Raw genomic sequence first — 13,370 nt, 5'->3', positions numbered from 1 at the left:
AAGGAAAGGGCAAGGGGTCAATTACCATATTCCCAATTTATGGTTTCGGAAGCTCCAAAGCATCCATACCAATTTTTAGTTCCGAAAACCAGTTGATAAACCGTTCCACATCGGGACCTTGAAACACAGATCCATGTTGTGGACAAAGCATATCTGGTTTGAGATGGGAAATTCGTTCACACCATGCTACTTTTGCTTGTTCAGAAGCCATCCAACGTTTATGAAATTTTTCCATATATCGAATGTGTTTATCAAAATCTTTTACAACCAAATCTGTTTCGTCTTCAGGAAGTAAGGCGGCCCCCACATCCCCGCTGAAAAGAATTTTTGCTTTTGGGTCCCAAAGATTTAAATTTCCGGCACTATGTAAAAAATGCGCAGGAATGGATCTCAGTTTGATGTTTTGGTGTATGATTTCCATACCTTCGTCGGGCATAGGAATGAATGTATCTGCATTTCCACCAAAGTGAGGTAAAAATCCTGTCCATAGCCAGCTCACATAACAACGAATTGATGGGTTGACTTCAAGCCATAGGGAAATAGACGAAACAATATCCGGATCTTGGTGAGATGCAAAAATATTCTGAATCTGGGATGCAGGAAATACTTCTACAAGAGCAGAAAATACTTCAGGAAAAATCTCACTACCACCCGGGTCTGTGAGTAGACCCATACCATCTGACTCAATTAAATATTCGTTGGTATCAATGAGCCAATTGGGTTTGGATGGATCTCTTGCAATCACTGACCATTTGTGATCTTTGTCTGTAAAGATGGTTTGAATTTTTTTCATGATTTACCAGAGTTTTGCAAGATAACGATAGGAAGCTTCGATGATATTGAGTGCTCCATCAAAACTTTCTGCTACTGCTAAAAAAAGTTTTTGGTTTTCTACTATGGTTGCTGACTCAATACGAGTTTGTAAAGAAACGGTTCTTCCTTCCAAACATAACTTAGTTGAACTTTTCACTAAGTTGTGTATGGCATTAAATTCTTTTTTCAACTGCGAATCTAACATTTCTTTTTCTTCGGATCGAAAACGTAAACTCGATTCAATATTCTTATAATGGCTGGGGTTTACTTTTCTTGTTTGGCAAGTTTCCACTGCTTCATGCAAAAGATGATAAACTTTGTTAACTTTTTGCATTTCGCTTGCCATCTTTATAACGATGGTTATGGCCTTTGTAAGTCTTTCATTTACTTCTTGGATTTTGTGATTAAAATGAATGATTTCTGCAGAAACAACACCATAACTGGCGGCAAAAGATCCCGAGTTTGCCGAAAGAATTTGGGCATTTAAGGCACGAATTTTTAAACTATAAAGTAAGATTCTAAGTTTTAAAATCTCTTCATTGGTAAAAATGATCTTTCGAAAAAAATCTTTTGTCTCTTCGCCAGCCATAGGGAACCTAACAGGAATTTAAATACTAGAACTTAATCAAGAGATCATCCTTATTTCGAATTGTCAAGAAGAGATATAATTAAAGGAGTTAATTTACGCATTTCGCAATATTTTTTCGATCGCCTTTCCTTTTGCTAATTCATCTACTAGTTTGTCCAGGTATCTTACTTTCTGGGTTAAAGGGTTTTGTATTTCTTCCACTCGGTATCCACAAATCATACCTGTAATAAGATGTGCATTTTTATTTAATTTAGCTTTCTCAAAGAAAGTTTGGAAGGTCACTTTCTTTTCTATTAGTTCTTTTATTTTGTTTGCATCAAAGGAAGTTAACCATTCAATCACTAAATCTAATTCCTTTTTGGTCCTTCCTTTTTTTTCAATCTTACTTAGATACAGTGGATAAACTGTGGCAAAAGTCATTTGAGCCATTTTTTCATTATGTTTTTCTGTTGGTTCCATAGTTTAAGAAATAAAAATCAATCTAGAACCAATTTTATAAGATAGCAAGAATAATTTGACCATAAAAATTTATACTTTTTCATTTTGATTAATCCAAATTCTAATTTATAAATTCTAAAAATTGCCTTTTTGGGAAGTGTTTTTAAAGAAGATAGCACTTGTTTAGTTTATATCTAAATATCGGAACCATGAATTTATTGTAGGGAATTCCATTATCGGCACCATCTAACACTGTGCTGATTATCGATCCAAAATCTAAGGGCACATTTTGCCCTTAGATTTTAGAATCGTCCTATTCAAATAAATTTTAATTCAAAATTTGCAATAGTAGAAAAAGTCCAATGATTAAACATAGGGGATTGTAAATTCGTTTTGTGTAATAAATAAATATTGGTTTCCACTGTTTGGTGATAAAAGAAAAATAACCAAAAATTCCTCTTAAGAAAAAAATCATAGATACCATTGTTAAAAGAATTCTTAATGCAAAAATCTTTTTGTCATCTAAGCTAAGTTCTTCCTTCAATATCCAGACAATGGGTAATATAGAGAAAAAAAATAGAAAGACTGCAACTAACAAACAAATGAAAGGTGATGGAAACTTGTTTCCTTTTCCGAAAACTAAATCAATTAACTCTTGTTTTGTTTTGCCAGGCCAAAGTCCCCCAAAACCCCAATAGACATGGATGGCGGCGATGGATAACAGTAAGAACGAAGAAGTGAAGGCCAGATGATGGTTATTGAGCATTTAGGATTTTTTCGATTTCTTCATGTTGAATGTACCAACGAATTGATTCTCCTTTTTGAAACACTACGGAAGGAGGTATACCAAAAATATCTCGAAATTCATTGGTGAATTCTGTTTGGTCGTAAAAACCAGCATTAAGTGCTGCGTCAGTGAAACTCCTTCCTTCTTTGATTGCGATCACTGCATTTTTGATTTGAAACCACTTGTGAAAAGTGCTAAGGGGGAAACCAAGTGCATTTTTAAACTCGTGTTGGAGCCAAGATGCTGGCATTCCAATTTCTAAAGCAAGTTCTTCTATCTTGAGGGATTCTTTTGGATTTTTGATAAGTTTTCGTAAAACATAGATTATGTGTTCATTGTCTTCTATTTTTTGGGCAGGTTCTAATCGGTTAAACGGAAACGAACGATTAAGAATTTCAGAATATTTTTCCGGATTGGCTGTTTGAATTTCATAACAAGTTGCAATCAATTCCGGAGTCCAAATAGGATTGGGGGAGAGCCCAGTAGGTCCTGCTTCCTTTTTGAGAATTTCTCCAATTTCACTTTCTGGATCTGCAAACAAAATTCCGACAGATCCGTTAAGGAATGTCTCGTGGTTCAAAGTTCCATCAAAAACAAAACAACGAGAGCTCATCCATTCTTTGTTTCCTTTGACCCGTTTTTTGATTTCGGTATCGAGACCCACCACCGCAGCAGAGGTTACGGTAGAATGAAACGCAAAATACGGCAATTTCCCGATGAACAATACAGCACCCCGTAGAGCACAGATTACATTCTGCATCTGCTCACGTTAAACGATAGGATAACAATGACAATCTAAAACTTAAATAAATCCCATTTCAAAGGAAAAAAAGGAGATGTATTTTATACGGATGGATGGATTAAAATCACCACCTAATATGCGTATCCTGTGGTATAAATTTGACGGATTTGAGTCGCATTCAATGCCTTATTAAAAGTTTGTACATCATCAAAGGCAACTCAGACAAACAAGAATCACCATTGGTAATTTCCAAATTGGAATTTTCTGCCTTTCCAATTGGAACTAGATATTTCATGTTTAATTTAATAAGATATCAAAGATATCCTGTTGAAAATGCGATCATAAATTGTGCTGTGTAATACAGAGGTAGTCCAATGGCACGATTCAGAAATTCTTTTTGAACAAAACGGTGGCGTGCTACAAATATATCGGACGCATAAAATAAAATTCCGCCAACTAACACTAGACTACGACCTGTAATGTCGAGTGCTGAATGATTCCAAAGGGAACCGGCACCGACAACCATTGCTGTAATAAAAATGATATAGGCTAAAATTGGTCCTTTCATATTACCAAGATGGGAATTTAGTCGCATAAAAATGATGATACTGATGAGGATAAAGATAACTCCCACAGTGATCATCAGCTCTCCCACCTCACCCAAGCCAGAAAATGCCATTGTATACATGACATGACCAGCAAGAAAGGCGACAAGACCAGCTGTAAAAACTTTTTTATGGAAGAAAAAAATCAGGCAAATATCTCCTACTAAACTTAAAATCAAACCAGTTAGTATAAGATGATTGTAAGTAGAATTTTCCTGTATTTGCAAAAACGCTAATACAACAAAAAGGGATGATAAAAGTGGTTTTACACTTAATAGGCCTTTTACGGATTCTTTTTTTTCAAAGTAGAGTAAACCTATAAGAAGTGGGAGTGCTAAAGATAAAATGATAGATTGAAACATTTAGATAGCTCCTTTAGAAATTGATGGGTGTAAGCTACTCATCATTGTAACATTCCCTACCAAATTGACAGATTGTCTATGTTAAGTAGGATGTGTCCTCGTAGGCGAGTGTAATTTTAAATTCTTTGATTCAAAATTTATAATATTCACTGCTGTGATCCAGGAACCACTCAAGGTTAAGGAAAAAAATCTTTCGCAAGTAGACTTATTATTAACTCGTCATTCTCGAAGTTTGAGTTGTTTTTTCCAAGTTTTCGCATGTGTTTTGCCATAACGATATCCTATTTCAACCAGTTCGTAGAACTTTTTCCAATCAAACAGTCCATATTGTTCGACTGGCAACTCGGCAAATATATCAGATTCAGCTTTTGCTTGTGCCATTGCTGCATCCGAAGCAACGAAGGTCGCACGCATGAGAAGGCTTAGAAGGTTCGGTGCTTCTTTTAGATTCTGGGCTTTACTGAATATCCGTTTGAAAAACAAACGAAGAGCGGATGGTAATGCTCCCGAATTATTTTTGGGATAAATACTGCCAAATCGTTCATCAGCTGCGGAATCCCCGTCTGAGGCAAGTGCCACGGATATCACAAAATCGGCTCCTTTTTCTCGCATCACAGCACCTGGAATATTATCCAACATGGCACCGTCGACTAACAGTTCACCCTTCTCAAAGAAAGGAGGTAGGATTCCTGGTATCGAGGCGGAGGCACGGAGTGCTTTCCATACAGGACCTCGATCTATAATCACTTTTTGTGCTTTTGTAAGGCTTGTAGCGACGGCAAAATAAGGAAGCCAGAGGTCTTCGATCATTGTTTCACCGACAAAACTTTTAATCACAGTATTGAATTTTTTACCACGAATGAGTGATACAACGGGAACGGTATAATCGTTTAACGTCTTTTTGTCGCTCATGAGTGCCTTGGCGATACGTTCCAAATTAGGTGCATCGTTTCCCATAGCATAGATGCTAGCCATAAGGGCACCGGCACTTGTTCCACCGATCATGTCGATGGGAATGTTTTCTTCTTGCATGGCTTTGATAAGCCCAATATGGGCAAAACCTTTCGCGCCTCCTCCTCCAAGAGCAAGTCCGATGGACCGACCAGTGATGAAACGGGTTAGACTTTCAAATCCATGTTGACTATAAGTACGGATATGTCTGACGACATCTATTTTCCTAACTCGAGTTAGGTTAGAAGTATTTTGTGGTTTTGCGTTTGCATCAGAGTAGAGTAGAACGAGCTCTCGTATGGGGCCAAAGGTTTCTTCCGCATCTCCAAGAAAACGGATTTCTTCTGGAGAAAGCACATCTGCTTTTTTAGCATCGCTTAACAGTAAAATACGGTTTGTATGATGGAGAATTGTTTCTGTCCAGAGTTTGTCTTCAAAATCGGGGCATAGGATCAGGAAGTCGTGGGAGTCCTGCAAATGATATAGTGATTCGAGGATGTCTGATACTGCGTGTTCGCGGTCTCCCTTATTTTTTTTTAAGTCTTTGCTCTCAACTATGGTCGTCCGTCCGATTTTTTTTAGAGCGCCGGCAAGGTTATGGGCAAATTCGCGAACCGAAAGATCTTTCTGGAGTGGAAAAAGAGTAATGATGCTTCTTGTTTTTTTGATCGTTCTTTTTCCCATTCGATCCTTGGTAAAACGATCTGCAATGAGTTTGGTGATCGCAAGCATACTTGGCGGATGTTTGGAAAACACGGTTTCGAATGCGACAGTGCTGATTTTTACAATCTCACAGGAAAGAGTTGCCACTACAGTGGCGGTCCTCGGTTCCCCTGTTAAAAGTGCCATCTCACCAATGATATCACCTTTAGAAAAAGTTCCTGTTGATACCACTAGGCCTTGGTCATTTCTCACTTCATACACCAAACTGCCGTTAACGACCACATACATTCCGTCGGCTTTGTCACCTTGCCGCATCAGAGTTTCGCCACCTGGCAGAAAGATCCATTCCATCTGGTGTTCCAACTCAGAGATGAGTTTTGCTCCCACACCTTGGAACATTGGTACTGAAGAAATGAGTTCTTTGATACGCCGAGGTTCTGGACGAAACACACTTCTATGAAGGGCACGCGACCTTCGGCTAATAAGCCTGACAAATGCTTTCAGCTCCTCCGAACGATCCTTAAAGGCTTTATTGAATTCATTTCGATCAATCCGGTAAACGATGCCAGATTGGTCGCAGACAACTGTAGCATTTCGCGGTTCGTCCGTCACAAGGGCTCCTTCTCCGAAACAACTGCCTGGTTTCACCTCACCTAATTTCTGCTTTTTTCCGTCATTTGTCGCGTAAACACTGAAACTACCTGTCGCCACAAGATAGAGTGCATGTCCAGGTTCCCCTTGTTTGATTACAACTTTGTTCTTAACAAATTTTACTTTATGGAACGATCGCTCCAAGTGTTCTTTTGTTTCCGTGGAGAGGTTTAAGAATAAATCAGTACTGGAGATGATTTGTTTTAGAGTTGGTGTAGTAGTTTTTGACCGCATAGCAGATGAATAAAAGCCTTATTGCGACTTCGTTCCCCATACAAAAAGGTGGGTGTACAGAAAATCGCGACACAATGTCGATCATGGGAATTGAATGAGTCTGAAAGCGACTCTATTTTTTTAGGCGAAGGAAAAATTATGGCATCGATCCAACTTGGGAACCAAACATAAACAAGTCGGAGATTTGATTTCCCGTTCCTTTTTGAAAAGGGGAGTGAGGTTTCTGGAGTGAGTCCTTGTCGACTTCCTAATCGATTTAGCGGCACCTCGCAATCGTTAGTATGATCTGGAATTTTTGTTTTAGGCGACCGGGCTTTCCGTTCCAATCTTTTCACTGACGTGAAAAGGATTTCCACTGCAATCCCTGGTGCGGGGAAAACTTAATGTCCTTTAAATTGTTGATTTCTTTTTATCCAAAATCTTAAGTCCATCGAAGTCCTGACGCATCAAAGCCTCTTTTTTTTTCCTAGACCAACCTTGTATTTGTTTCTCTCGGTAAAAAGCATGATCGATTCTTTTGTATTCTTCGTAATAGAGTAACTTAACTGGTAATCGTTTCTTTGTGAAATTGGCTCCTTTGCCACTTTGATGTTGTTTGAGTCTCTTCTCTAGATATTTCGTACTACCAGTGTAATACGACCCATCAGCACAAATTAAAATATACATATAACTCATATGATTTTCATTCCTAGGGTTTGGTCGTCTCGTCGTTTCGATACGCTTCGCTACTCAACGACCTCGACGACGACAACCGACCTTCACCCAATGCCGAACACCGAATAACAGATAACAGATGAAAAAAAAGGTGGAGCCTTGAGTAGGCCGAAGGCCGTATCGAAAGGCGGAATCCCAATACCTAACAAGGTAAAAAGTAATGATTCTGGTTCTATATTATTGAATCTAAACCAATCCCCCTGCGCCCCGGATCGAAGCGGAAATCCTTTGCGCACGCAAAGATTGGAGCGGAGAGCCGGAAATGTGCGCCCAAAAAAAAAGGAACCATCGCTTGGTTCCCTTTGGGTTTTATATAAAATGATTTTAATACTTGTCGTTTCGATACGCTTCGCTACTCAACGACCTCGGCATCATCGATTGACTACTCAACGACCGAAACGATGACGACCCTAAAAGCGGAGCATTGAGTAGGCCGAAGGCCGTATCGAAATGCGAACTACTCCTTATCTTATCCCTGGTTTGATATATTTCAATTCATCCAAGTAACGACCCGTTCCAAGCACCACACAAGTCAGTGGGTTTTCGGCACGGAAGACAGGAACTCCAGTTTCTTTGGTGAGGTAGTGTTCGAGACCACGAAGGAGGCAACCACCACCTGTGAGAACGATTCCTCGTTCTACGATGTCGGCGGCAAGTTCTGGAGGAGTTCTTTCCAATACGGATTTGATTCCGTCTAGGATTTCGTCTGTTGGTTCTTTGAGGGCTTTACGGATTTCGTTAGAATCAAGTTCGAGGGTACGTGGGAGACCAGAGATGGCATCACGACCTTTGACTTCCATAGTGTCCACACGTTTGTCAGCGAAGGCGTTTCCGATTGTGAGTTTGATATCCTCTGCCGTTCTTTCCCCGACGACTAGGTTGTATTGGTTACGGAGGTATTTCACAATGGCTTCATCAAATTCGTCCCCACCTGTTCGGATGGATTCGGCAATTACCATACCACCCAGAGAGATCACAGCGATTTCTGTGGTTCCCCCGCCGATATCTACAATCATGTTCCCTGCTGGTTCATGGATCGGGATGTTGGCACCGATGGCAGCAGCAAGTGCTTCTTCGATGAGGAAGATTTCGCGAGCTCCGGCTTGTTCAGCGGACTCACGTACGGCACGTCTTTCTACTTCGGTAATTCCAGAAGGAACTCCGATGACGATGCGCGGTTTTACAAATGTAGTGCGGTTGTGAACTTTAGCGATGAAGTAACGAATCATCTTTTCCACAGTTTCGAAGTCGGCGATCACCCCGTCTTTCATGGGGCGGATGGCAACGATGTCACCAGGAGTTCTTCCTAGCATTCGTTTTGCTTCTTGTCCCACTGCAAGGACTCGACCAGTAGAGGCCTGGACTGCCACGACCGACGGTTCTGATAAGACAATCCCTTGTCCTTTCACATGCACGAGGGTGTTCGCGGTTCCCAAATCGATTCCCATATCGTTCGAGAAAAGTCCATAAAGGTTATCAAATATCATATCAGATCCTGGTGAAAGAAGTACGAAAGGGGGAATTTACGGTGGGTTCACACCAAAACAATAGAATTCTACCCGTTCCCCATAATTTTCGGCTGGTTTTTGCTTTCAACCGTAAAAATTTTCGATAGGCTAGTAAGATACAAAATGCTTCCTTTCTCACAAATCTTAAGAAAACCAAACCAGGCATTTCGCACGGAAAAGATCCTTGCTGCCATTGATTTGGGCACCAATTCCTTCCATATCGTTGTCGTGAAACTAAGACCGGATGGTACACTCGAATACCTAACCAAAGAAAAAGAATCGGTGAGACTTGGGAGCGGTAGCAGTGATTATGCGGTCATAACAGACGAGGCGATGGACCGAGGACTTGCTTGCCTCAAACGATTTCGTAGCCTTGCCGATAGTTACAAAGCGGAAATCCGAGCTGTTGCCACCAGTGCTCTCCGCGAAGCAGAGAATCGCCAGGTATTTCTTGACCGAGCCGAAAAGGAAACGGGAATCCAAATCCAAGTGGTCTCAGGAAATGAAGAGGCGCGCCTTATTTATTTAGGGATTTTGCAAGGCCTACCGGTTTATGACAAAAGAATCCTACTCATCGACATTGGAGGAGGGAGTACAGAACTTCTTGTGGGAGAAAAGGGAGAGATCCTTTTTTCCACTAGTTTGAAACTGGGAGCCATCCGGTTAACAGAAAAGTATTTAAAAAAAGATCCACTAAGTGCCACCGACGTTCAAAAATGTAGGATTCATATTGAATCGGTGTTATCTGCTTTTTTACCTCAGATCGAAACTTGGAAACCCTTTATGGTTGTGGGAAGTTCAGGGACGATCACTTCTGTGACCTCCATCGTTTTGGAAAAAAAGATGGAAAAAAGGGACAGATTGAACGGAACAGAAATTTCAATCGATCAGTTTAAGGATGTACGAAAACAGATTTTAGATGCGGATAGTTTGAAAAAACGTCTTAAAATTCCAGGCCTTGATGCCAAAAGAGGGGATATCATTGTTGGTGGAGTTTTGGTTTTGGATGAAGTATTACAAAGGATCAAAGCCCCTTCATTTACTGTGAGTGAGTTTGCCCTTAGAGAAGGAATTGTTTATGATACAATCGAATCTTGGTTTCGACAGAAAGATTCTTCTTTACCGCCTCTAGATAATATTCGTGAAAAAGCCATCAAAACCGTTGCCAATCTTTATCCTGCTGGAAAAAAACATGCGGCGTCCGTAGTTAAGACCACCTTGCAGATGTTTGATGATTTGAAGGATTTACATGGACTTGGCAATTTAGAAAGAGATTATTTAGAAACAGCTTGTTATTTGCACCAAGTGGGACTATGTATTTCTCATCATAATTACCATAAACATAGTTATTATATCATCAAAAACTCAGAGGCGATGGTGGGTTTTTCCAATGCCGAAATAGAAATCATCGCTCTTATCGCTCGTTATCATAGAAAGGGTGGGCCTAAAGGAAAACATGAAGAGTTCAAAGCTCTAAGGCCTGATGACCAACTCCTAGTGAAAAAATTAGCAGCCTTCCTTCGCATTGGGGACGGGCTTGACCGGTCGGAAAAATCCATCATTGAAAGATTGGATGCTATCTATGAAAAAGGAAAAGTTCTTTGTCGGTTGTATCACCAAAAGGGAACCGATCCCAATTTAGAAATTTGGTCTGTGGCCGAAAAAAAAGATCTTTTTGAAGAAACCTATGGTGTATCCTTAGAGTTTCAAACCTTTACTATATGAAATTTCCTTTAAGATTATACTGTTTTCTTTTTCTAATATTTCCTATTTCAATTTTGGCTTTGCCAGTAGATTTGACAAAGAACTGGAATGTCAAAAAAGGTTGGTCGGAGTCGGAACTTCCGTTGGGTCCCGGTTGGATCCCTTTGGAAACGTTACCACTCGTTTCTATCAAATCTCAATTAGTATTCCCTGATGGGAAGTTACAACAGGTGACAATGGTAAAACCATTTTTGTTGTCTGAAATTGATTTTAAAGAAACAGAAGCAGATATTTTTTCCTTTCATATACCTTGTATTTCGAATGTGTACAAAGTGTATGTAAATGGAGAGTTGGTCGACAAGGGAGGTGCATTAGAAAATGGACATATTGTCCGGAATGGATTCAAAAGAAATATTCTTATCAGACTTTCTCGAAATTTGTTACAGATTGGTAAAAATGAAATCCGAGTTCTTTTAGCCTCGGAATCAGGAGAAGAATTAAACTATTGTAATGTTTTTAATGATTTTAATTCATCTATTGATCGTTATACGGTATTAAAAAAAGTTGAAGAAGAATATGCAACTTTCATGTTGCTTTTTTTATACTTTTTTGTTGGGATTTATCATGGTTTGTTTTATTGGAAACGCCGTAATGAAACATACAATCTTTACTTTGCTTTGTTTGCCGTATTTTTGTCGGCTTATCTCTATTTTAGATCCCAAGCCATCTATCGATGGGATGTGGATTCATTTATCACTACAAAATTAGAATATTTTATCGTTTTTTTGACTCCCACATGGCTTTTGTTATTTGTTGATACTTTTTTTCGCAAACGTATCAGTATTATCACAAAAGGTTATTTTGTTTTCAGCTTAACACTTGCTATTCTTCAGTTTTTTGTCAATCGTGCCAGTTCTATTGTTTTTTTGCGAGTTTGGCAAGGTTCGGTTTTAGCATTCAGTGTGGTTTTGTTTTACATCACTGCGAGAGCCGTGATGAAAAACAATAAAGACGCCAAAAGATTGTTAGTTGGTATTCTGTTTTTGATGTTCACGGCGATTTGGGATATTTTGGGTGCTTCGGGTTTGATCCCCATCCAAAACTTGAATTTATCTCGGTTTGGATTTTTGTTTTTTGTTTTAGGAATTGCTGTTGTATTGGCTAATCGGTTTTTGCGAGTTCATAAACAAGTAGAAGAGCTAAACGCCAACCTAGAACGAAAGGTTGTGGAAAGAACAAACGAATTACAAGAAACTCTCACTCGTGTTCAGGAATTAAAAGTCCAACAAGATGGAGATTATTTTTTAACCTCTCTGCTTTTGGATCCACTGAATGATTCCAAAAAATCTCACTCAGAAATGATTGGAATTCAATCCTATACTAAACAAAAAAAAGAATTTGAATTTAAAGGAAAAACCAAAGAGATCGGTGGAGACCTGATTATTTGTGATGATATAATTCTTAACGGTAAAAAATACTTCGTTTTTATAAATGGAGACGCGATGGGTAAGTCCATCCAAGGTGCTGGCGGCGCACTTGTGTTAGGTGTAGTATTTTTATCTTTTATAAAACGTACACAACTTTTGTTGGAAAGCCAGTCTAAATCTCCGGAACGATGGATCAAAGAATGTTTTTACGAACTCCAAACTATATTTGAATCTTTTGATGGGTCTATGCTTGTTTCCGTTGTTCTTGGGCTTGTGGAAGAAGAAACTGGGGTTTTGTATTATCTCAATGCAGAACATCCTTGGACTGTATTGTATAGAGATGGGATTGCCTCTTTTATTGAAGACGAGTTGGAACTTCGAAAAATTGGAACCAAAGGAATGGCCGGACATGTGCGTGTTCGAGTTTTTGTATTAGAACAAGGAGATGTGCTTTTTATAGGTTCGGATGGACGCGACGATTTAATTTTAGAAACGGGATCTGACGGTTCCCGTGTGATGAACGAAGACGAAACCAAGTTTTTGCAAGTGGTGAATGATTCGAATGGGGAATTGGAACAGATTGTCTATAATCTCCAATCCATTGGAAGTTTTTCTGATGATCTAACTCTTCTTAGGTTGGAATGGATGGGTTCTGCTAAACGAATGAATTCAAATTCGCTAAACTCTTTAGGTTCAGATCATTTTTTATATTCCGAACTCCAGTCGGTATTAGAGTCGGGAAACGCAGAAGAAGCCTATCAAACCATTGAACGAATGTTAGCGAATGATAACATTGAGGATGATATTCGAATCAATTTGCTAAGGGAAAAGTCAAGAATTTCCCTTTTATTAAAACGATTTGATTCGGCAGTTGCTTCTTTGGAATCTATCTTTCCCTATTTTGTCACTGACAATGAAATATTATTACAATTGAGTTATGCGTACAGAAAGTCAAAAAATCTAAGTAAGGCGATCGAAATTGGGGAAAGACTCCGGGCAAGGGAGCCCAAACACATCCGAAATCTTATTAATTTGATTGAATGTTATCGATTACAGAAAAATGAAGATCGGGCCAAAAAGATTCTTTCCAGACTTGGATCCATTGCTCCTGAGAATCCGCAATACTTGAAACTAAAGGAAAGTTTCAGCTAAAGAAAGTTTGCTGCCATTACACTTTTTACT

The 13,370-nt window shown here is 39.3% G+C and carries 11 protein-coding genes; 2 read left to right on the top strand and 9 right to left on the bottom strand.

The genetic code is table 11. The features are described from left to right. Positions 1 to 37: 37 nt before the first annotated feature. The 9 genes from EHR07_RS09435 to EHR07_RS09395 all read right to left on the bottom strand — a co-directional run bounded on the left by EHR07_RS09435 (position 38) and on the right by EHR07_RS09395 (position 9,036). Positions 38 to 793: an oxygen-binding di-iron domain-containing protein gene (locus tag EHR07_RS09435; protein ID WP_135744855.1), complete on the bottom strand. Its 756-nt coding sequence runs from the start codon at positions 791 to 793 to the stop codon at positions 38 to 40. Positions 794 to 796: 3 nt separating this feature from the next. After that, a complete protein-coding gene (locus tag EHR07_RS09430) occupies positions 797 to 1,402 on the bottom strand; it encodes a hypothetical protein (protein WP_135744854.1) in 606 nt (201 codons plus the stop codon). A 93-nt stretch (positions 1,403 to 1,495) separates the two neighbouring features. After that, on the bottom strand, positions 1,496 to 1,861 hold the full coding sequence (locus EHR07_RS09425) for a DUF2200 domain-containing protein (RefSeq protein ID WP_135744853.1): 366 nt from the start codon (positions 1,859 to 1,861) through the stop codon (positions 1,496 to 1,498). Between the two features lie 307 nt (positions 1,862 to 2,168). Continuing rightward, positions 2,169 to 2,606, bottom strand: coding sequence for a DUF3995 domain-containing protein (locus EHR07_RS09420; RefSeq protein ID WP_135744852.1), 438 nt, complete (start codon positions 2,604 to 2,606; stop codon positions 2,169 to 2,171). Then, the gene (locus EHR07_RS09415; protein ID WP_238777217.1) at positions 2,596 to 3,387 is read right to left on the bottom strand and encodes a helix-turn-helix domain-containing protein; all 792 of its coding nucleotides are present in this window, start codon (positions 3,385 to 3,387) and stop codon (positions 2,596 to 2,598) included. Before EHR07_RS09415 ends, EHR07_RS09420 begins: the two co-directional genes overlap by 11 nt. A gap of 295 nt (positions 3,388 to 3,682) precedes the next feature. After that, positions 3,683 to 4,336, bottom strand: a complete 654-nt coding sequence (locus tag EHR07_RS09410; RefSeq protein ID WP_135744851.1) for a lysoplasmalogenase — start codon at positions 4,334 to 4,336, stop codon at positions 3,683 to 3,685. A gap of 219 nt (positions 4,337 to 4,555) precedes the next feature. Beyond that, complete coding sequence (locus EHR07_RS09405) at positions 4,556 to 6,835, bottom strand: cyclic nucleotide-binding domain-containing protein (protein ID WP_135744850.1); 2,280 nt, start codon at positions 6,833 to 6,835, stop codon at positions 4,556 to 4,558. Positions 6,836 to 7,225: 390 nt separating this feature from the next. Beyond that, positions 7,226 to 7,510: a GIY-YIG nuclease family protein gene (locus EHR07_RS09400; RefSeq protein ID WP_135744849.1), complete on the bottom strand. Its 285-nt coding sequence runs from the start codon at positions 7,508 to 7,510 to the stop codon at positions 7,226 to 7,228. A gap of 503 nt (positions 7,511 to 8,013) precedes the next feature. After that, positions 8,014 to 9,036, bottom strand: a complete 1,023-nt coding sequence (locus tag EHR07_RS09395; protein WP_002972591.1) for a rod shape-determining protein — start codon at positions 9,034 to 9,036, stop codon at positions 8,014 to 8,016. Between the two features lie 144 nt (positions 9,037 to 9,180). Between EHR07_RS09395 and EHR07_RS09390 the strand changes: the two genes are divergently transcribed. Both EHR07_RS09390 and EHR07_RS09385 read left to right on the top strand, forming a co-directional pair. Next, the gene (locus tag EHR07_RS09390; protein WP_135744848.1) at positions 9,181 to 10,782 is read left to right on the top strand and encodes a Ppx/GppA phosphatase family protein; all 1,602 of its coding nucleotides are present in this window, start codon (positions 9,181 to 9,183) and stop codon (positions 10,780 to 10,782) included. Continuing rightward, positions 10,779 to 13,340, top strand: coding sequence for a SpoIIE family protein phosphatase (locus tag EHR07_RS09385; RefSeq protein ID WP_135744847.1), 2,562 nt, complete (start codon positions 10,779 to 10,781; stop codon positions 13,338 to 13,340). The genes EHR07_RS09390 and EHR07_RS09385 overlap by 4 nt, the downstream gene beginning before the upstream one ends. The last annotated feature ends 30 nt before the right edge of the window (positions 13,341 to 13,370 follow it).

It is taken from the genome of Leptospira bandrabouensis, assembly GCF_004770905.1.
GTDB lineage: Bacteria > Spirochaetota > Leptospiria > Leptospirales > Leptospiraceae > Leptospira_A > Leptospira_A bandrabouensis.
The sequence above is the reverse complement of the archived record's forward strand: the minus strand, read 5'-3'. Positions and strand labels throughout refer to the sequence as shown.

Bases quoted from the DNA above. Each gene is read 5' to 3' on its own strand.
- EHR07_RS09410 (WP_135744851.1), bottom strand. From the start codon at position 4,336: ATGTTTCAATCTATCATTTTATCTTTAGCACTCCCACTTCTTATAGGT.
- EHR07_RS09390 (WP_135744848.1), top strand. From the start codon at position 9,181: ATGCTTCCTTTCTCACAAATCTTAAGAAAACCAAACCAGGCATTTCGC.
- EHR07_RS09400 (WP_135744849.1), bottom strand. From the start codon at position 7,510: ATGAGTTATATGTATATTTTAATTTGTGCTGATGGGTCGTATTACACT.
- EHR07_RS09430 (WP_135744854.1), bottom strand. From the start codon at position 1,402: ATGGCTGGCGAAGAGACAAAAGATTTTTTTCGAAAGATCATTTTTACC.
- EHR07_RS09435 (WP_135744855.1), bottom strand. From the start codon at position 793: ATGAAAAAAATTCAAACCATCTTTACAGACAAAGATCACAAATGGTCA.
- EHR07_RS09405 (WP_135744850.1), bottom strand. From the start codon at position 6,835: ATGCGGTCAAAAACTACTACACCAACTCTAAAACAAATCATCTCCAGT.
- EHR07_RS09425 (WP_135744853.1), bottom strand. From the start codon at position 1,861: ATGGAACCAACAGAAAAACATAATGAAAAAATGGCTCAAATGACTTTT.
- EHR07_RS09415 (WP_238777217.1), bottom strand. From the start codon at position 3,387: ATGCAGAATGTAATCTGTGCTCTACGGGGTGCTGTATTGTTCATCGGG.
- EHR07_RS09385 (WP_135744847.1), top strand. From the start codon at position 10,779: ATGAAATTTCCTTTAAGATTATACTGTTTTCTTTTTCTAATATTTCCT.
- EHR07_RS09395 (WP_002972591.1), bottom strand. From the start codon at position 9,036: ATGATATTTGATAACCTTTATGGACTTTTCTCGAACGATATGGGAATC.
- EHR07_RS09420 (WP_135744852.1), bottom strand. From the start codon at position 2,606: ATGCTCAATAACCATCATCTGGCCTTCACTTCTTCGTTCTTACTGTTA.